General features: G+C 38.6%; 15 protein-coding genes and 1 other RNA gene. All 16 read right to left on the reverse strand.

What is annotated here, in order from left to right:
* Positions 1-40: 40 nt before the first annotated feature.
* The 16 genes from ftsA to BARBAKC583_RS04630 all read right to left on the reverse strand — a co-directional run bounded on the left by ftsA (position 41) and on the right by BARBAKC583_RS04630 (position 18,129).
* Positions 41-1,339, reverse strand: a complete 1,299-nt coding sequence (gene ftsA / locus BARBAKC583_RS04560) for a cell division protein FtsA (RefSeq protein WP_005767421.1) — start codon at positions 1,337-1,339, stop codon at positions 41-43.
* Entirely contained in the window at positions 1,339-2,265 is a 927-nt protein-coding gene (locus BARBAKC583_RS04565; RefSeq protein WP_011807385.1) for a cell division protein FtsQ/DivIB, read from the reverse strand. The genes ftsA and BARBAKC583_RS04565 overlap by 1 nt, the downstream gene beginning before the upstream one ends.
* Complete coding sequence (locus tag BARBAKC583_RS04570; protein WP_005767425.1) at positions 2,232-3,152, reverse strand: D-alanine--D-alanine ligase; 921 nt, start codon at positions 3,150-3,152, stop codon at positions 2,232-2,234. The genes BARBAKC583_RS04565 and BARBAKC583_RS04570 overlap by 34 nt, the downstream gene beginning before the upstream one ends.
* 227 nt (positions 3,153-3,379) lie before the next feature.
* A complete protein-coding gene (gene murB / locus BARBAKC583_RS04575) occupies positions 3,380-4,357 on the reverse strand; it encodes a UDP-N-acetylmuramate dehydrogenase (protein ID WP_005767427.1) in 978 nt (325 codons plus the stop codon).
* A complete protein-coding gene (gene murC, locus BARBAKC583_RS04580) occupies positions 4,335-5,762 on the reverse strand; it encodes a UDP-N-acetylmuramate--L-alanine ligase (protein WP_005767428.1) in 1,428 nt (475 codons plus the stop codon). The genes murB and murC overlap by 23 nt, the downstream gene beginning before the upstream one ends.
* Complete coding sequence (locus BARBAKC583_RS04585; RefSeq protein ID WP_005767430.1) at positions 5,746-6,882, reverse strand: UDP-N-acetylglucosamine--N-acetylmuramyl-(pentapeptide) pyrophosphoryl-undecaprenol N-acetylglucosamine transferase; 1,137 nt, start codon at positions 6,880-6,882, stop codon at positions 5,746-5,748. Before BARBAKC583_RS04585 ends, murC begins: the two co-directional genes overlap by 17 nt.
* Positions 6,872-8,029 carry an FtsW/RodA/SpoVE family cell cycle protein gene (locus BARBAKC583_RS04590; protein ID WP_172952867.1) on the reverse strand — a complete coding sequence of 386 codons (1,158 nt, stop codon included), beginning with the start codon at positions 8,027-8,029 and terminating at the stop codon, positions 6,872-6,874. Before BARBAKC583_RS04590 ends, BARBAKC583_RS04585 begins: the two co-directional genes overlap by 11 nt.
* A gap of 122 nt (positions 8,030-8,151) precedes the next feature.
* Positions 8,152-9,558 (reverse strand): UDP-N-acetylmuramoyl-L-alanine--D-glutamate ligase, encoded by a 1,407-nt coding sequence (gene murD / locus BARBAKC583_RS04595; protein WP_005767434.1) that lies wholly within the window; start codon positions 9,556-9,558, stop codon positions 8,152-8,154.
* Positions 9,559-9,562: 4 nt separating this feature from the next.
* Entirely contained in the window at positions 9,563-10,633 is a 1,071-nt protein-coding gene (mraY, locus tag BARBAKC583_RS04600) for a phospho-N-acetylmuramoyl-pentapeptide-transferase (RefSeq protein WP_005767435.1), read from the reverse strand.
* 21 nt (positions 10,634-10,654) lie between these two features.
* Positions 10,655-12,073: a UDP-N-acetylmuramoyl-tripeptide--D-alanyl-D-alanine ligase gene (locus BARBAKC583_RS04605; protein WP_005767436.1), complete on the reverse strand. Its 1,419-nt coding sequence runs from the start codon at positions 12,071-12,073 to the stop codon at positions 10,655-10,657.
* A complete protein-coding gene (locus BARBAKC583_RS04610) occupies positions 12,070-13,521 on the reverse strand; it encodes a UDP-N-acetylmuramoyl-L-alanyl-D-glutamate--2,6-diaminopimelate ligase (RefSeq protein WP_005767438.1) in 1,452 nt (483 codons plus the stop codon). Before BARBAKC583_RS04610 ends, BARBAKC583_RS04605 begins: the two co-directional genes overlap by 4 nt.
* A 33-nt stretch (positions 13,522-13,554) precedes the next feature.
* Positions 13,555-15,273, reverse strand: a complete 1,719-nt coding sequence (locus BARBAKC583_RS04615; protein ID WP_005767440.1) for a peptidoglycan D,D-transpeptidase FtsI family protein — start codon at positions 15,271-15,273, stop codon at positions 13,555-13,557.
* The gene (gene ftsL / locus BARBAKC583_RS04620; RefSeq protein WP_005767442.1) at positions 15,273-15,677 is read right to left on the reverse strand and encodes a cell division protein FtsL; all 405 of its coding nucleotides are present in this window, start codon (positions 15,675-15,677) and stop codon (positions 15,273-15,275) included. The genes BARBAKC583_RS04615 and ftsL overlap by 1 nt, the downstream gene beginning before the upstream one ends.
* Positions 15,677-16,672, reverse strand: a complete 996-nt coding sequence (gene rsmH / locus BARBAKC583_RS04625) for a 16S rRNA (cytosine(1402)-N(4))-methyltransferase RsmH (RefSeq protein ID WP_005767445.1) — start codon at positions 16,670-16,672, stop codon at positions 15,677-15,679. Before rsmH ends, ftsL begins: the two co-directional genes overlap by 1 nt.
* A 238-nt stretch (positions 16,673-16,910) precedes the next feature.
* An RNA gene (gene rnpB / locus BARBAKC583_RS06720) (RNase P RNA component class A) lies at positions 16,911-17,296 on the reverse strand.
* Positions 17,297-17,769: 473 nt separating this feature from the next.
* Complete coding sequence (locus BARBAKC583_RS04630) at positions 17,770-18,129, reverse strand: hypothetical protein (RefSeq protein WP_005767447.1); 360 nt, start codon at positions 18,127-18,129, stop codon at positions 17,770-17,772.
* Positions 18,130-18,614: the final 485 nt, after the last annotated feature.

Consider the following 18,614-nt stretch of genomic DNA (forward strand, 5'->3'; position numbering starts at 1 on the left):
GCCAAAGCGATGGAAATTAATATTTCTAAAATAAATTTACTTAAAAAGTCTTACGCAACCACTGACCAACACGTTGAAAATACTTACCTCTACCTGTCGATAAATATTTGACTGCAGTTTGAACTGTTTTTTTCTCAAAACCCACTAACTGAGGATAAATTAATAATCCAACAGCAGATGAAAATGTCGCCCCTTTTGCAAAGGAAGGAAGCCTAGAAATACCTAAAGGCCGTCCTATACGAACATTTCTTCCCAATATATTACGTGCCATCTCTGGCAGTCCTGTTAACTGACTTGCTCCCCCAGTCAAAATAACACGTTTACCGATGATGTGCCCAAAACCAGAACGGTTTAAACGATCACGCATCATCTCCAATATTTCTTCAACACGCGCACGAATAATACGACCAAGAACAGCGCGTGGATACTCGGTTTCATGATGTCCATTGCCGATTTCTAATACATTAATCATACAGCGATCATCGGCACTCATTGAAAACGTCGAACCATATACAATTTTTAAACGCTCTGCTTCTTCAATAGACATAGAAAAACCACGCGCAACATCAAGAGTTACATGATGCCCTCCAACTGGAAGAACATCCGTATGAACGAATTTTCCTTCAGAAAACACTGAAAGTGTTGTCGTTCCACCACCCAGATCAATACATGCAGCTCCTAAACGCGCCTCATCATTAATTAAAACTGAAAGACCACTAGCAAAAGGCGTTGCTACCATTGCTTCAACGCTCAAATGAGCACGGTTAATACAAGTTTCTAAATTACGCAAAGGTGCTGTTTCTGCTGTTACAACATGTACATTCACACCGAGTGTTTTTCCTATCATCCCAATAGGATCAACAATCCCTTTATTGCCATCTAATGCGTAAAAAGCTGGAACTGTATGCACAATATGATGTTCAGCATCAAAAGCTTTGCGAGAAACATCTGCTAATGCCATACGTACATCGTATGGAGTCACTTCATGCCCATCTAAACACACTGTACCATTAATAAAGCTACTTTTTAAACAACTTGAGGAAAAATTCACAATCACTGAATCCACCACCAAACCAGCCATCTTTTCTGCTGCATCAACAGCCAAACGTATTGATCGCTCTGCTGCAACCATATCCATTATGACACCAGATTTAATGCCACATGAACGCTGCATACCAAAACCTAAAATTTCTATAGAATGCGTACGACCATACAAATGCCGTGCATGTTCTAAAGGATGCAAACAGGCAATAAGACAAACGATCTTACTTGAACCTACATCAAGAACTGTTAGAAAACGCGTTTTGCGCCATCCTCCATGAGGTAAGCTGAGAAACATTATACACTCCCTGCTTTCAGCATCTTCAAAAGACGCTCTTCTTCCAATACAACAGCACGACGACGTGTTAATGCTTCATCCGATAAAGAAACTGTTATTCGATCAGAAAGACGCAAATCAATATCTGAAATATCACGCGAAAAAAGATCTTCTGCTACACCCTGTTCAATAAAAGAAGCAAGCCTTTCAATAGCACCATTTTCAGGCAACATAATACGCATCCCATTCGCTAAAAAAAGATCCCAACGTCGATCACCTACACGCACATAAGCACGAACATGATTTTGTAGTTGCGGATATACTGAAAGCGCTTGAATAAATAATTTGGCTGTCTTTTGCGCACCCTGGCCAACTACGAATGACAAATTCTGAACGAGACCTGCTTGAAATGGTGCAATCACATACCCGGTATCATCAATAATATTCATTTCGCCATTATGCTGCCAAATCGCATATGGCTCACGCTCTACTAATGAAATACGTAATCGATCAGGATAAATTTTTTGAACATCAGCTAATCGCACCCAAGGCTGCTGTTCCAAGATAAAACGGGCTTTATCAATATCAAAACTAATCATTGATGGATATTCATCAAGCCCCAAAACTTTTAAAATATCCTGTTCCATCATACGTTTGTTGCCACTCATATCAACATGAGTAACTAAAAAGCCAGAATTCGATATTGCGACTTTCATGAAATGGTTCATATAACCACCAGATGAAATGCTATAAAGTATCGAAAGAAAGAAAAAAGAAAAAACAGCAAGAGAACCTGCATGGCGAGGGACATCAATACCAGCAACACACTTAAATAAAAACCAGAATACGCGACGGTAAAGACGTTGCAAAACCGTCACTGATAATATTCTCAGAAAACCTGTTTTCTCAACATTCAGCGCATACACGATGCGTCCTCCACTATCCATTTAACAATATCGCCATAAGTACGACCACTCGCTTTTGCAATATCAGGAACAAGAGAAGTCGATGTCATACCTGGCTGCGTATTGATTTCAAGCCAAATTAATTCCCCTGTTTCTTCATTAAAACGAAAATCAGAACGACTAACACCCCGACAACCAATAGCTTGATGTGCCGCCAAAGACATTCTTTGCACATTTTGGTAAATATTTGATGAAAGTTTTGCAGGACAAATGTGAAGAGAACCACCAGACTTATATTTTGAGTCATAATCATAAAACTGGAAACACTCTTTGGGTACGATTTCACAAACATCCAAGACTTCATCCCCTAAAACAGCGCAGGTAAGCTCGCGCCCTGGAACATATTTTTCAACCATTATCTCATCATCATAAACCCACTCATTATTCATAATGTCATGAAGTGGCATAGTTTCATCACTCCCCACAATCACGACACCAAAACTTGATCCTTCACGTATAGGCTTAATTACATAAGGGGGCTTCATAGGATGTTCTGCTCCCAAACTAAAGCGGCTCATCACACAAGAAGGAGCAACAGAAACACCAGCACTGGCAGCAATAATTTTTGCACGCCCTTTATCCATTGCCAAGGCTGATGCCATCACTCCAGAATGCGTATAAGGAATTTTTAAATATTCAAGAATACCTTGAATACAACCATCCTCACCAAATGGCCCATGCAATGCGTTAAAAACAGTAGTCGGCCGCAATTCCTCAAGAACAGAAACAATACGATCATCGACATCCACACGAACGACATTATACCCCTGTGCTTCCAAAATATCTGCACAAGCAGTACCTGAAGATAAACTAACAGACCGCTCAGATGACCACCCTCCCATCAAAACGGTTACATGCTTACCTGTCATGATACTTATCCTTCTTTAGATACTATATATATACCCTGCAAAACAACCAATCACTATATATTAGAAAAAACTAGATTTATCATTTTGAATCAACAATCTAGTGATTTTTTCTAATGAATCAGAATCAGGAGAATGAAGCAAGAGCTTTTCTATTAATTTATTGATTTTTAATAGAAAATTCTGCTTATCTCTTTGAAATGACTCAATTTTTTAATGATGTGAATAAATCAATGAAATTGATCAAAGGGAAGAACGATACGATCTTGCTCAAATTGACCAATGCGCTGTATTTCCCACTCTAAATGATGGGCTGAATGATTGAAAACACGAGCACGCACTGTTTCACCCAATTTTTCAAGATCATAACCTGTAGCTTCACCCATATTAATCATAAAATTACAATGCATTTCGCTCATCTGAGCACCACCTATCTGCAAACCACGGCACCCTGCTTCATCAATAACCTTCCATGCAGAAATATCTTCAAGATTGCGAAAAGTTGATCCACCTGTTTTTTCACGAATGGGTTGCACTGTTTCTCGATGAAGAGCAACTTCATGCATAGCTGCACGAATATCATCTTTGTTCCCTACATCTCCCTCCAGCAAAGCGGCGGTAAACACAAGACCTTCAGGAATATTACAATGACGATAAGCATAATTCATATCTCTCAAATTTAAGATATGACGCTCTCCCTTACGATCAAGTGCATAAACCTCAACAACACGCTCAGCCGTCTCAACACCATTAGCTCCAGCATTCATTTTCAATGCCCCTCCCAAGCCACCTGGAATCCCATGATAAAAATGAAAACCAGAAATCTCTGCTTCTAAAGCTGCTGATGCCAAATGCTTATCCGCTGTAGCAGCACCAACCAAAAACCGTGTTGAAGAAACCTGTTTTATTTGCCCAAAACTTTTTGTTGAAAGACGAATAACAACACCAGGAATTCCCCCATCACGCACAAGAAGATTAGAACCTATCCCTACAATTGTTACAGGAACGAATTCAGGTAACACTTTAAAAAATAAAGCTAAATCATCTTCATCAGCAGGCTGATAAAAAAGCTCAGCCAACCCACCCGTGCGAAACCACGTTACCTTGCGCATTTCGACATTGGGCGTTATTTTTCCCTTTATATCACTTAACACCGGCTGCAACCAGGCTAACAGTTTTTTACCGTCAATTGGCTGAAAATTCATCATTGTTATCAAGCTCCGCTAACCGCTTAGGCAATGCATAAGCCCATTGTGTAATACTACCAGCACCAAGAAAAACCACATAATCACCAGACTTAGCGACTGTAGATACAATCGAAACAACATCTTCCAGATCATCAATCAAACGCACATCACAGTGGCTTGCCATTTGTATGTGCTCTACAAGTTCTTTAGAACCAAAACCAGTGATCGGCTCTTCACCTGCTGCATAAACCGGTGCAATCATGATTGTATCAGCATCATTAAAACACGTAGTAAAATCATCAAATAAATTGCACAAACGCGAATAACGATGCGGTTGAGCAATTGCAATTACCTGCCCGTTTGTGCTCTCACGAGCTGCACGTAAAACAGCTTTTATTTCAACGGGATGATGCCCATAGTCATCGAATACATCAATACCACGCCAACTTCCTGTTTGGGTGAAACGCCGCTTTACCCCTCCAAATTCTGCTAATCCTTTTCTAATAACTTCATCTGAAATTCCAAGCTCATGAGCAATCGCAATCGCTGCAGTAGCATTAGAAACATTATGCTTTCCAGACATCGGCAAAACCAAATCTCTTAGTTCAGTTTGTATACCTGTCTTTCGTGATCGAATAAGAACATCAAAATGTGCTTTTTTATTTTTCATTGAAAAATTAAGAAAACGAACATCTGCTTGTGGATTTGCACCATACGTGATTACCCAACGATCATCAATCCGACTAGCTAATGTCTGAACCTCTGGATGATCAAGGCACATAACAGCAAAACCATAAAAAGGCACATTTTCTACAAATTGTCGAAAAGATTCACGCACAGCATCAAAACTCCCATAATGGTCTAAATGCTCAGAATCTATATTCGTCACTACAACAATGTCAGCAGGCAATTTTAAGAATGTACCATCACTCTCATCAGCTTCAACCACCATCCAATTACCGTTCCCCATGCGTGCATTGGTTCCATAAGCATTGATAATGCCGCCATTAATCACCATCGGATCAAAATTACCAGCATCAAGAAGCGCAGCTACCATTGACGTAGTGGTTGTTTTGCCATGTGTACCACCAATAGCAATTGCTTGGCGAAAACGCATCAATTCAGCAAGCATTTCCGCACGCTTAACAACTGGCAAATGCTTTTCCTTGGCAGCTATATATTCAGGATTTGTTTTTTTAATCGCAGTGGAAATAACAACAACTTCTGCTTCCCCTAGATTTTTAGCCTGATGACCTATATGAACGTTGATCCCTTTACTTCGTAAACGCTCAATATTTGTATTGTTAGCTTGATCAGATCCTTGAATTTTATAACCAAGGTTATGCAAAACCTCAGCAATTCCGCTCATACCAATACCACCAATGCCTACAAAGTGAATAAGGCCGATATTAAGTGGTATTTTCATCAAAAAACTCCCTTTTCATGTCTAATAATGATCTTCCTACAATTAACGCTTCAGCCATATCCGCAAGAACTCTGGTTGCTTGAGGTTTTCCAACTTTTTTTGCAGCCAATGCTCGTTGTTCTAATGAGTGCGGCTCACAACAAAATTTTGTTAAAAGAGAAGAAAGTATCTGTGCGTTTAAATCTTTTTCTAACATAATTTGTGCTCCCCCTCTTGCAGCAAGCAAAGCCGCATTTGCTGCTTGATCGTGATCAAGAGCGTGCGGATACGGAATAAGTAAAGCTGGCCGACCAATGATAGCTATTTCACAAACTGTTGAAGCACCAGCACGCGACATAATAAAATGAGAGCGAGCAATATGTTCAACCATATTATCAAAAAAAGGGGCGACTTCTGCCTGCACTCCCATATCTTGGTAAATTTTTGCCAAATCTATCTCTTCACCACGAACTTGCTGAACAATATGCAAACGCTCACGTATATCATGATCAAGCAACTTAACAGCTTCAGGAACAATGCGTGAAAAAGCAGAAGCCCCTTGACTACCGCCAAAGACCAAAAAATAAAATGGTTGTTTACTAGTGGAAGCACAATAAGGAATTTCTGCTGCCTTAAGAATAGCTTCACGAACAGGATTGCCCGTAACAAATGTTTTATGAATATGTATTTTGTTCTCTAGCAACAAACCACTTGCTATTGCATTCACTCGAGTTGCTAACACCCTATTAGCACGCCCCATAACAGCATTTTGTTCGTGAATAAATGTTACACGCCCGGTTAAAGCAGCAACCCAAACTGGAGGAACAGTGGGATAACCACCAAATCCACCGACAAGAACAGGACGCAATTTACGAAAAAGTATCCATGACTGAACCATTCCTCTCAGCAAAAGCCAAAATGTTTTTATAAGTGCAAAAGGGTGATGTCGTACCAATGTTGCTGATGAAATTATATGGATATGCTTTTCATCAAAATGACGTACAAAACGCTTAGCTCTTTCATCTGTTGCTAAATGCACATCATATCCGCGCTGCCTTAACTCAACAGCAAGCGCTTCTGCGGGAAAAAGGTGCCCACCTGTACCACCAGCAACTAAAACAACAACTTTTTTATTTGTCATGAATAACGTCCGAAACGGCAGGTGGAACAAAGACTGAAAATCGTGCTTCTGGCCAGCGGCGTGTTAAACTGAGCAAAATACCCATCGAAATAGCAATCGCCAACATAGATGAGCCACCATAAGAAATAAATGGCAATGTCATACCCTTTGGAGGTATTAAATGCAAATTAACTGCCATATTAATTGCTGATTGCAAACCAATTACCATTGATACACCAGTAATACCCAAACATGTAAATGAGTCACGCGTGTTTAATGCTACATAAAGTGAGCGTGTAATGATAAAACCAAAAATTGCCATAATCAATAAACAAAAAATAATACCATATTCCTCAGCCGCCACAGAGAAAACAAAATCTGTATGACCATCAGGAAGAATACGTTTAATCGTACCTTCACCTGGCCCTTGGCCAAACCATCCACCATTCAAAATGGCTTCACGCCCCATATCAACCTGAAATGTATCACCTTCACCTGTCAAAAAACCATTGATGCGCTCACGCACATGGTGAACAAAAAAATAGGCTAGAAAACCTCCCAAAATACCTAAAACAAGAAATAGAAAAACAATAGTAAGAGGTAAACCTGCAACAAAAAACAAACCACCCCATGCTGCACTAATTAAAAGCGTTTGACCAATATCAGGTTGTAAAATAAGAAGGATGCAACAAATGGCATAAAGTGTAACGGCTAATGTATAATGAGGAATACCACGACGTCCTACCTGATCTGAAAAAAGCCAAGCAGACATAACGATAAAAGCCGGCTTCATAAATTCTGAAGCTTGTACAGAAACACCAAACACAGAAATCCAACGTCGTGCTCCTTTAACTTCAATACCAAACAATAAAGTTGTAACCATAAGAATAAGCGTTACAACTAATAAAAGAGCACATAGACGGCAAATATTGCGAGGCGAAAAAAAAGAAATAGTCATCATGGTAAAAAACGCGGGAATGCAAAAAATGATATGCCAACGCACAAAATAAAAGCTATCATTAATCCCTATTCTCTCTGCAACAGCAGGGCTGGCTGCAAAAGACAACATGATGCCAATTCCCATCAAGATTAAACAAGCAGCAAGGATAGAACGATCAATCGTCCACCACCAATTCGTGATCGGATCTCGATTTGCGCGAGTAAACATCATCTTCACTTTATCCTTTTCACAATTCTATTTACAGAGGTATAGTCCTTTATTTTTTGACAAGTACCTCAAAAATTGAATTACACTGAAAAAGATTCCAGTTTCTTAACGCAGAATATTTTTTACAATTCGTGTTTATTTAACTGCATAACAAAAGATATGAAAGCCTCTCCACGCATTTCATAATTCTTAAACTGATCATAACTTGCACACGCTGGGGACAATAAAACAACTGCCTCTTTCACCTTTTCATGAGACGCATCAATAGCAGCTTCACGCACAGCATTCTCTAAGGTTAAACTCATGGAAATAGGAAAAGAAGAGCCAATAACGCGAACAAAATCTTCTGCTGCTTCCCCAATCAAATAAGCTTTACGGATTTTAGGAAAAAATTTTCTCAAAGCACCAATTCCACCTTCTTTTGCTTTCCCTCCTAAAATCCAAAAAATATCATCAAAGGTAGCAAGAGCAACAGCTGATGCATCTGCATTGGTAGCCTTACTATCATTGATAAACAAAACCGATCCAATTTTACGCACCTGCTGCATACGATGCGCAAGCCCTGCATAACTGACTAAATGCTTCTCTAAGTGTGGATCAGTAATTTTTAATGCCTGCAATGTTGCCAAAACCATAAGAGCATTTTGTGCATTATGACTACCGCGTAATGAGGTAACAGCAGCAAGATCAACAAGCATATGGCGCTGCCCATGACGAACAGAAAAAAGTTGTGTTCCTTCTACATAAAAACCATTTTCAACAAAATGTTTCTTAGAAATAGCCTCAACTTGATGCTTCTCGTCCACAAGTTGTTGATACAAAGTTTTACAGGCCGCATCATCAACTGAAATTAAAGCATGGGACGCTCTAGAAACTAAAAGCCCTTTTACCTGAGCATAATGAGCAAAGGTACCATGACGATCAATATGATCCGGTGTTAGATTCAACAAAATACCGATAGTTGGTTGAAGAGAAGGTGCTAAATCAATCTGAAATGATGAACATTCAATAACATAAATACGTTTTTTAACAAATGGCTTCAGTGTTAATATCGCTGTTCCAACATTCCCCCCCATCTGCACATCATAACCCATTTGTTCTAAAAGATGAACAAGCAAAGTCGTGGTCGTCGATTTACCATTTGTACCAGTAATAGCAATAAATGGAACATCCCAATCGCAAAAATCATATTGTTGCAAAAAATGATTCCGCGCGCGGACAAATAATTCAATATCACCAATGACTTCTACATTTTCTTGACGTGCTTTATCAACAACCCAATGGGGCTTTGGATAAAATAAAGGCACTCCAGGTGCTAAGATTAATGCAACAAATTCTGACCAATCCTCATGATGAAGATCCCTCGTTGCAATATTTTCTTTACAAGCGGCTTCCACACCAGCAGGATTATCATCCCACGCAATGACTTCTGCCCCACCAGAGATGAGCGCTTGTGCTGTTGCCAAACCTGATTTCCCTAATCCAAATAGAGCAACTTTTTTACCTTTATAACACTCAACAGAAATCACGATCTTATCTCAACTTAAGTGTTGAAAGACCAATAAGCGCTAACACAATCGCAATGATCCAAAAACGTACCACGATCTGACTTTCGGTCCAGCCTTTTTTTTCAAAATGATGGTGAATCGGTGCCATAAGGAATACACGCTTTTTCGTCAACTTAAACCAACCGACTTGAATGATAACGGATAATGTTTCCAAAACAAAGAGCCCTCCAATAAAAATGAGAACAATTTCGTGCTTCGTTGCAACAGAAACAATCCCTAAAAGCCCTCCAAGCGCCAATGAACCAGTATCCCCCATAAAAATAGCTGCTGGAGGCGCATTAAACCATAAAAACCCGAGGCCTGCACCAAAAACTGCTCCTAATAAAACTGCCAATTCACCTACCCCCGATACATAATGGATTTGTAGATAATCAGCAAAATTTATATTACCAGAAAGGTAAGCGATCAGAGCAAAAGATAAAGAAGCAACCATCACAGGGACAATGGCAAGCCCATCAAGGCCATCAGTCAAATTAACAGCATTACCAAGCCCTACGACAACACAAGCAGAAAAAGGAATGAAAAACCAGCCTAAATTAATAAAATATTCTTTTACAAAAGGTAAAGCCAATCCCGGTGAACCAACTTGTAAGATAATAAAAGAAGCAATAGATGCTACTAAAAATTCTAAGCTTAACCGTGCCTTACCAGAAAACCCCTTATCTGTTTGCTTTGTCACTTTAAGATAATCATCATAAAAGCCAATCGCCCCAAAAAAAAGCATGACAAACAAAGATACCCAAAGATAAATATTGAATAAATTACCCCATAACAGTGCTGATATGACAACCCCACTTAAAATCATCAATCCACCCATAGTGGGTGTTCCAGCTTTTTTAAAATGTGTTTGAGGCCCATCAGCTCGAATGGGTTGTCCCTTACCCTGTCTTACTTTTAGGGAAGAAATAATGCTAGGACCAAATAAAAAAACTATTAAACCCGAAGTTAGCATCGCCGCCACAGTGCGAAACGTAATGTAACGAAAAACGTTGACACCTGGAAGCCAATCATAAAGCGAAGAGAAAAATAGCATCATAGTATAAAAATCCCTTTTAAATTATAGAGATATAACTTTATAGCGGTCAAGAAATGCAGCTACAATATGCGACGAATGAGTGCTGTGGGATGATTTCACTATAATGAGATCCCCCTTTGAAATTTCAGTAAAAATAAGTGGTAAAATTTCCTCAACATGCTCTGCATAATGAACCTCAACATAAGAAGAGAGATCAACAGCTAAAAATTTCATTTCCTTGCCAAATAAAAAAACTGGATTAGCACCAGAAGTACATATTGGCTTTACTAAAGCACGATGAAACTCTTCACTATAAACTCCCAATTCAAGCATATCTCCTAAAACAGCAATTCGTCGACCACAGGCACCCACTGGTCCTATAGATAGGAGATTAAGGGCAGCACGCATAGAAACAGGATTGGCATTATAACTTTCATCGATCAAATGAAATTCTTCACCATCTGGTAGAGATAATCGATAACGGGTACCACGACCTTGTGGAAGAGAAAAATGGCTCAAAGCAGGCGCGATACGTGATAAATCAGCACCAACTGCATCACAAGCTGCTATAACTCCTAAACTGTTATCCACAATGTGTCGACCAGGAGCACCAATTTTAATCATCACATCTCGCCCAGAAAATCGTACAGTCATACAAGAGTGATTTTCTAAAAGACAAATCTCCTTTGCTTGATAATCAGCACAGTCCGATTCACCAAAGCTCAAAATCTTTTTCACATTGCATTGTTCTGCCTTTTGAACTAAGTAAGAAAAAAAATCGCTATCTGCATTTAAAATAGCGATTCCCTTATTATCCAGCCCTTCAAAAATTTCAGCTTTTGCATCTGCAATTTCCTCAAGATTCTTAAAAAATTCTATATGTCCAGCAGCAATATGAGTAATCAAAGCGACATGCGGACACACCAATTTTACGAGAGAACGAATTTCATCTTTATGATTCATACCAATTTCAAAGATACCATAATCGCTATCTAAAGGCATCTGTGCTAAAGTCAGCGGGACACCCCAGCAATTATTAAAAGAAGCAATATTAGCATGAACTTTTCCAACAGTTTGAAGGACTTTCTTAAGAGCTTCTTTTGTTGTCGTTTTTCCAACAGAACCTGTCACCGCTATAATCTTAGCTTTGGAACGCTTACGTGCTTCTTGTGCAAGCTGTTCTAGTGCTTTCAAAACATCAGGAACAACAATAAGTGGAGCCGATAATTGTTTCATGTCATCTAAACGATTTTGCGCAATGACAAGAGCTCCTGCGCCTCTTGCAAGAGCCTGTGCAGCAAAATCATGTCCATCTAGACGATTTTTAATACAGAAAAAAATATCACCTTTTACAAGAGTTCGGCTATCAATCGAAACCCCAGGAAAACTCTCTGGTAAGCACCCAATCGCAACACCATCCATTGCAGAAAGCAGTATTTTTTGATCCCACAACACTGTCATTTATTCAATTCCTTCAAAGCAGAAATTGCTTCTAAACGATCTGAAAAAGGACGTGTTTCCTGTCCTACAACCTGACCATTTTCATGACCTTTTCCTGCAATAATTAATGTATCTCCAGCCTCAAGTAACCCCACGGCATAATAAATTGCTTCACTACGATCTGCTATTTCCAGTGCCCCTGGTGCTGCTTGTAAAATATCCTGTCGAATTTTTTCTGGCTCCTCAGTACGAGGATTATCATCCGTGACAATAACAATATCAGCCTTATCAACTGCAATTTTTCCCATCAATGGCCTTTTCCCTTGATCACGATCACCACCACAACCAAAAACAACAATCAAACGCCCTGGAGTAAAAGGACGAGCAGCAAGCAACACCTGCTCTAAAGCTTCTGGCTTATGAGCATAATCTACATAAACAGATGCATTGTCTTTCGTCTTGCTAACTAACTCTAGCCGACCAGGTGCTCCCTTCAATTTTTTAAGAGAGCTAAAGACCTTATCTGAAGAACTCCCTGTTGTAATTGCTAAACCTGCAGCCATGAGCGCATTAGTAACCTGAAAATGTCCTACAAGCGGCAAATCAAACGTGTAAACATCATTTTCTATACGACACTCAACATATTGTTTTGAACGTCGATGTTCAATACGATTAATTTTGATAAATTGCCCTTTACGCCCAATTGTTAAAGCCCGGCGACCTGCTTGTGTAACATGATTAATTACTTCTTGTGAATAACCATCATCGGCCATAATAAGTGCAGGTGCATCCGGTGGCAACAATGTATCAAACAACCTCATCTTAGCACGCAAATAATCTTTTACACACGCGTGATAATCCATATGATCACGCCCTAAATTAGTAAAAGCAGCTGCTGCTAAATTTACTCCATCAAGCCGACTTTGATCTAGACCATGTGAAGAAGCTTCAAGCGCTGCATGCGTCACACCCTCATCAGCAAGTTCATATAACAGGCGATGTAACATCACCGGATCAGGAGTTGTTAGAGAACCATAATCATTTCGCTTAGGAGAGACAACACCTACTGTGCCAATACTAGCTGCACAAAATCCAACATGTTGCCAAATTTGCCGAATAAACGAAACAACCGATGTTTTACCACTAGTCCCCGTAACAGCCAAAACAGTTTCCGGCTGAGTACTATAAAAACGTGCAGCTGCTAAAGCCAAGTTATGGCGTACATCTGAAACCTGCAAAACTGGAACGGATAAATTTTCGGCAACAAAATCAAAATCTGTAACCACAACCCGCGCACCCCGCTTTATAGCATCATTTATATAATGTCTGCCATCACCCTTGTTTCCTTGAAGAGCAACAAAAACATAACCCGGCAATATTTGCCGAGAATTTGCACTGATCCCTGTAATTTTAATTGAGGCAAGATTATTATCATCAACACATTCTGTAAATAATGCTCCAAGAAACATATTTTCTCACATTTATAAGGTATGATTTTTTCACTATTGTTCTTTTGATAATTCTAAACCATCAAAAATCGTCTCATATTCTTTCTTGAAATCTGATTTTATTCCAAGAAAACTAGCTGAACGGCGAATAATATTGGCAAGCACTGGTGCTGCATTCATTCCAGCTGTTGCTAAACGTTTTCCCTCTCCAGGTTGTGGTTCATCAATAATTGTTAAAACAACATAAGAAGGATTATCAATAGGAAAAGCAGCAAGAAAACTATTAAAATTTTTTGTTTTAGAATATTTTCCATTTTCAATTTTTTCAGCCGTCCCTGTTTTCCCACCAATACGATACCCTTCTACTTGTGCGTTACGTCCAGAACCAATGACACTATTCAATTTATAAAGATAGCGCATCTCTTGACTTGTTTGAGGATGAAGAACCTGTTTGGCATATTTCATAGCTTGCGCTTCAGTGCGTTTTAATAATGTCGGTTCAATCAACCAACCATTATTCATTAAAGCAGCTGCACCTACTATCGTTTGTAATGGCGTTATGGCTATACCGTGCCCAAAAGAAATTGTCATAGAATTAATATCACGCCACTGACGTGGCAAAATAGGATTAGCAACTTCAGGCAATTCTACTTTCATACGATCTAATAAACCAAACCGTTTCAAAAAATCGCGATGTCCATCAACCCCTACCGCTAATGCTTCCTTAGCAGAACCAATATTAGAGGAATAAATAAAAATCTCCCATAATTTTAATGGGCGATTCTTTCCATGAAAATCGTGAATAAAATAGTTCTTACTTGCTTGAAGTGGTTTGGACGCATCAATGACACTGTTTAGGTGAAAAATTTCTGAATCAAGCGCCATCGCTGTCGTGAAACTTTTGATAATGGATCCCATTTCAAAAGCTCCAGCTGTTATCCGGTTTAAGCGATCACTTTTAAGAGCATCAACAGGATTTCCAGGATCAAAATCAGGAACAGACGCCATAGCTAAAACTTCACCGGTATGAATATTTAAAATAACAGCTCCCGCAGCAAGCGCTTTGTAAATCTTCATCGCCTTTATGAGTTCATCGCGCACAATTGTCTGAACACGCACATCAATCGAAAGTTGAACAGGATTCAATGACATATCCGTTGTAAGACCAGAAGTACGCAGAACACTTAAACCAGCGTCATCAATATATTTCTCCATCCCCGCTATGCCCTGATTATCAACATTAACCATGCCAAGAATATGCGAAGCAACAGAACCACCTGGATAAAAACGACGTATTTCTGTGCGGAAACCAATACCTGGAATACCAAGTGCCATAATTTGCTGTTTTTGTTTTGGGGTTAACCCACGTTGAATCCAAGAAAAACCAGATTTGCTCTTTAAACGCTTGTAAATTTCCTGAAAATCAAGCTTCGGTAAAACCGTTGAAATCAATTCTATTGTTTCGTCCACGTCAATAATGCGCCGTGGTTCAGCAAAAAGCGAGTAGGTTGCGATATCGGTTGCTAATAAACGCCCATTACGATCAATAATATCAGGTCGAGTAGCTAATTGCAGTGTTCCTGGACCTTTTGCTTCTTCAATGCGATCATCTTCAAGCCCATAAAAAATAAGGCATTTTCCCATAATGCTATAAAAAATAAGAACGCATATTAACGAAAAAATCAAACGTGAACGACGGATAGAAAAATCTAAATTATTTACTTGACTGTTTAAGCGCTTTTTTTTCCGAAAAAATAGACGCAATAATTTCATTACCGCATGCCTTTTTGAACAACACCATTCATGGGAAAGATACGATTATTAACAAGGAAAGGCTTATTTTCTTCAAAATCATATTGTTTGATTAATTCTTCAATTGGATCATGCAAACGTACTGGAATATCTTCTAATTCAACAACTTGTCGAGGTTGTATAATCTCTAAATTTAGTTCTTTTTTATAACGCTCTGCAAGTATTGCCATACGTGAGGGCTCTATCATCGTAGCCCATTCAGCACGAAGAAGTTTTACCGTATTTTTTTCTACTGCAATTTCATGTTCAATACGAAGCACTTCACCAATTTGTTTTTGAACATCATATTTTACTTTGTACGTAATAGCTGCCATAAAAATCATGATTATGACGAAAATGACATCCAATGTACGAAAAACTATCATTATTTATTGCTTTCAAAATTAGCAATTTCTTTTAAGCCAAACAATTTCATATCTGCTTCCATTGCATCTACCTGAGTACGGATGCCTATACGCAACCTTGCAGAACGTGCACGAGGGTTTTTCTGTAATTCCTCTTCACTTGCAGTTTTTCCACCTTTAAATAAAGGAAAAAACGTCGCTGGAGCAGATTCTACTTCTGGAAGATAGCGTGATCCTTTACGATTTCCTGAACAAAAAGAAAAAAATTTTTTCACTATGCGATCTTCAAGTGAATGAAAACTTACGACTCCCAAACGCCCCCCTGCTTTTAAAACCCGCTCAGCAGCAAATAAACCGCGTGTAAGTTCATTAAGCTCATCATTAACGTAAATGCGAAGAGCCTGAAATACACGTGTTGCAGGATGAATACGATCTCCTGGTTTACGACCTATTAAAACCTCAATTTCATGAGCAAGATCACGTGTACGCAAAAAAGGGCGAATACGACGACGCTTTTCAATCATTTTTGCAATTCGGCTTGAATGACGCTCTTCTCCTAATATCCTAAATATCTGAATCAAATCATCTATTTTTAAGTGATTCACAACATCGCTTGCAGATAAACCCGTCTGTGCCATTCTCATATCTAACGGACCATCTTTTTGAAAAGAAAATCCTCGTTCAGCCTCATCAAGCTGCATAGAAGAAACACCAATGTCAAGAATAACTGCATCTACCTTTTCTTCAATCACACGATCCAACTGTGAAAACTCTGTTTGTACTAAACGAAGACGTGGAAAAAATTGATCGACAAGCGGTTTTCCTTCACGGATTGCATGCGGATCACGATCAAGAGCAGTAACATTCGCACCTGCATTCAAAAGAGCACGCGTATAACCACCAGCACCAAAAGTTCCATCAATCACTGTTGCACCAGACAATGGCGCAAGCCCAGCCAAAACCGGCTCTAATAATACTGGAATATGGCGTTTAGTTCCGTTATCTCGTTCTATCACAATAACCCAATCTTGATTTATGTTTTTGCAGATCAACAGCCATCAATGGTAGATAACATCATCATAATCAAAACTTTAACTTTCATGTCTATTTAAAGCTAAAATTGATCCAACATGCTACGTTAGCTCATTATACTTAAAAAAATATTATGATTTTTAAAATCATCTCCTCTTAAGCGCGTAATTCAAAAACAAAAAACAAGCCTTCAAAGAAACTTATATAAACACCGTATAAATAAATATCAGTCGGCCTATAAGCCGGGTTCTGTATGGTAAAGCTTATACTTTACATGGCAACCATTCATCTAGGACGGATGTTACCATCCGCCTCGTGCAACCTACCCAAATGACTCACCTGGAAACTGGCTGCAAGCCAAACCTTGCACGTCATTTCTATTTGGTCTTGCTCCCGGTGGGGTTTACCTTGCCACACCCATTACTGCGTGCGCGGTGAGCTCTTACCTCACCTTTTCACCCTTACCTATAAAAATAGGCGGTTTGCTTTCTGTGGCACTTTCCCTAGGGTCACCCCCGCCGGGTGTTACCCGGCACCGTTTTTCCATGGAGCCCGGACTTTCCTCACCTATCTTAACATGAGACAAGCGCGGCTGCCCAGCCGACTGATCTGATATTTATAAAACATTTTTCATAACGTGAAAATAGATGCTAAAAATATTTTATATATTGTAGTAAAAGAATTGATCACATTCGTTGATTGTTTATTTATTTTTGTGACACTATAAACAGTGGTTTTACGCACAATTTAGTATTTTCAAGCTGGTGGCCTAAAATATATTATCATTTTATAAAGCTAAATAGATTTTAACTTTTAAACAATGTTTTATTAAAAACGGTATCCACTTTTTTATTTCATAATCCATATCATGTTTAAAAATTATAGAGCACACATTGCTAGTGCTTAATTTATGCACTTTGCATATTCATGATACCATTAAAAAAACTTCTGTTTGCATATTATTTTATGATTAAACTCACTGACCATTTTCACTATAGGCTTAATAGAATAAGAAGATTCTTCAAATAGCAACAGAACGAAAATACTCTTAAATCAGTTTCAAATAATGACCAAAATATGATTACAAATTAGTATCTATAACAGAAGAACGAGAAATTGCTTTTAATGCAATTGCAGTAACAGTTTTACCAAATTTTTGTGCTTGTTCATTGTTCTGACCACTCGCAAGAACAGCAAAAATTGCATCCCGACGTGCTTGGTCAACAACACTTTGTTTTTTTTGAGTATCTATTTTAGAAAAGCTCATTGCAACACCTGAAAAAAACGTCGCCAGATCTTCTGAAAGTATACCTTTTGTTATTACTATCTGGTGAGAAAAAATCATCTTTTTTACAGATTGATAAGCCAAAAAACTAACAGCAAAAACTAATAAAAAAAATAAAATGAGAAAAATAATACGATGCCAACAGAATTTTATCATTTTTTGTCCTAAATACTACAAACACAAGTCTGCACATCACACATAAAATGTTTTTATATTTTCTTAACCCCTAAAAATAATGACTCATACTGGTTTTTAAACCATTCTCGATGCATTTTATACATAACGTGTCATACAACACTGACTCTTAATGCTTTTCTCAGTGACATAAGAATTCGTGTAATCATGAAGTAGATTATTGATTGAAATAAAAAAACCCGACTGAAAAATTTCAGTCGGGCCAAAAACTCTCAGGGATCCACGCGGGGGGGGGGGGGGAGAGGCTCCCTGATTGTCCTTGATCACATCGATTCTAGATCATCGATGAGACACCCCTGCTATGGAATAAAATATTTTAAACAACAAGAAATTCTTGTCATTTTTTCCAAAAAAAAAGTAAAAATTATTACTAATCTTGTAAAAATGAAAAAATTTAGGCAAAAAATACTAAACCCGGCCCAATTTGAAGCAATTTTGTTTTAAAA

The organism is Bartonella bacilliformis KC583, from assembly GCF_000015445.1.
Classification (GTDB): domain Bacteria; phylum Pseudomonadota; class Alphaproteobacteria; order Rhizobiales; family Rhizobiaceae; genus Bartonella; species Bartonella bacilliformis.

Bases quoted from the DNA above. Each gene is read 5' to 3' on its own strand.
- murC (WP_005767428.1), bottom strand. From the start codon at position 5,762: ATGAAAATACCACTTAATATCGGCCTTATTCACTTTGTAGGCATTGGT.
- BARBAKC583_RS04630 (WP_005767447.1), bottom strand. From the start codon at position 18,129: ATGATAAAATTCTGTTGGCATCGTATTATTTTTCTCATTTTATTTTTT.
- BARBAKC583_RS04615 (WP_005767440.1), bottom strand. From the start codon at position 15,273: ATGAAATTATTGCGTCTATTTTTTCGGAAAAAAAAGCGCTTAAACAGT.
- mraY (WP_005767435.1), bottom strand. From the start codon at position 10,633: ATGATGCTATTTTTCTCTTCGCTTTATGATTGGCTTCCAGGTGTCAAC.
- BARBAKC583_RS04565 (WP_011807385.1), bottom strand. From the start codon at position 2,265: ATGGATAGTGGAGGACGCATCGTGTATGCGCTGAATGTTGAGAAAACA.
- BARBAKC583_RS04605 (WP_005767436.1), bottom strand. From the start codon at position 12,073: ATGACAGTGTTGTGGGATCAAAAAATACTGCTTTCTGCAATGGATGGT.
- BARBAKC583_RS04570 (WP_005767425.1), bottom strand. From the start codon at position 3,152: ATGACAGGTAAGCATGTAACCGTTTTGATGGGAGGGTGGTCATCTGAG.
- murB (WP_005767427.1), bottom strand. From the start codon at position 4,357: ATGATGAATTTTCAGCCAATTGACGGTAAAAAACTGTTAGCCTGGTTG.
- BARBAKC583_RS04585 (WP_005767430.1), bottom strand. From the start codon at position 6,882: ATGACAAATAAAAAAGTTGTTGTTTTAGTTGCTGGTGGTACAGGTGGG.
- BARBAKC583_RS04610 (WP_005767438.1), bottom strand. From the start codon at position 13,521: ATGTTTCTTGGAGCATTATTTACAGAATGTGTTGATGATAATAATCTT.
- BARBAKC583_RS04590 (WP_172952867.1), bottom strand. From the start codon at position 8,029: ATGTTTACTCGCGCAAATCGAGATCCGATCACGAATTGGTGGTGGACG.
- ftsA (WP_005767421.1), bottom strand. From the start codon at position 1,339: ATGTTTCTCAGCTTACCTCATGGAGGATGGCGCAAAACGCGTTTTCTA.
- ftsL (WP_005767442.1), bottom strand. From the start codon at position 15,677: ATGATAGTTTTTCGTACATTGGATGTCATTTTCGTCATAATCATGATT.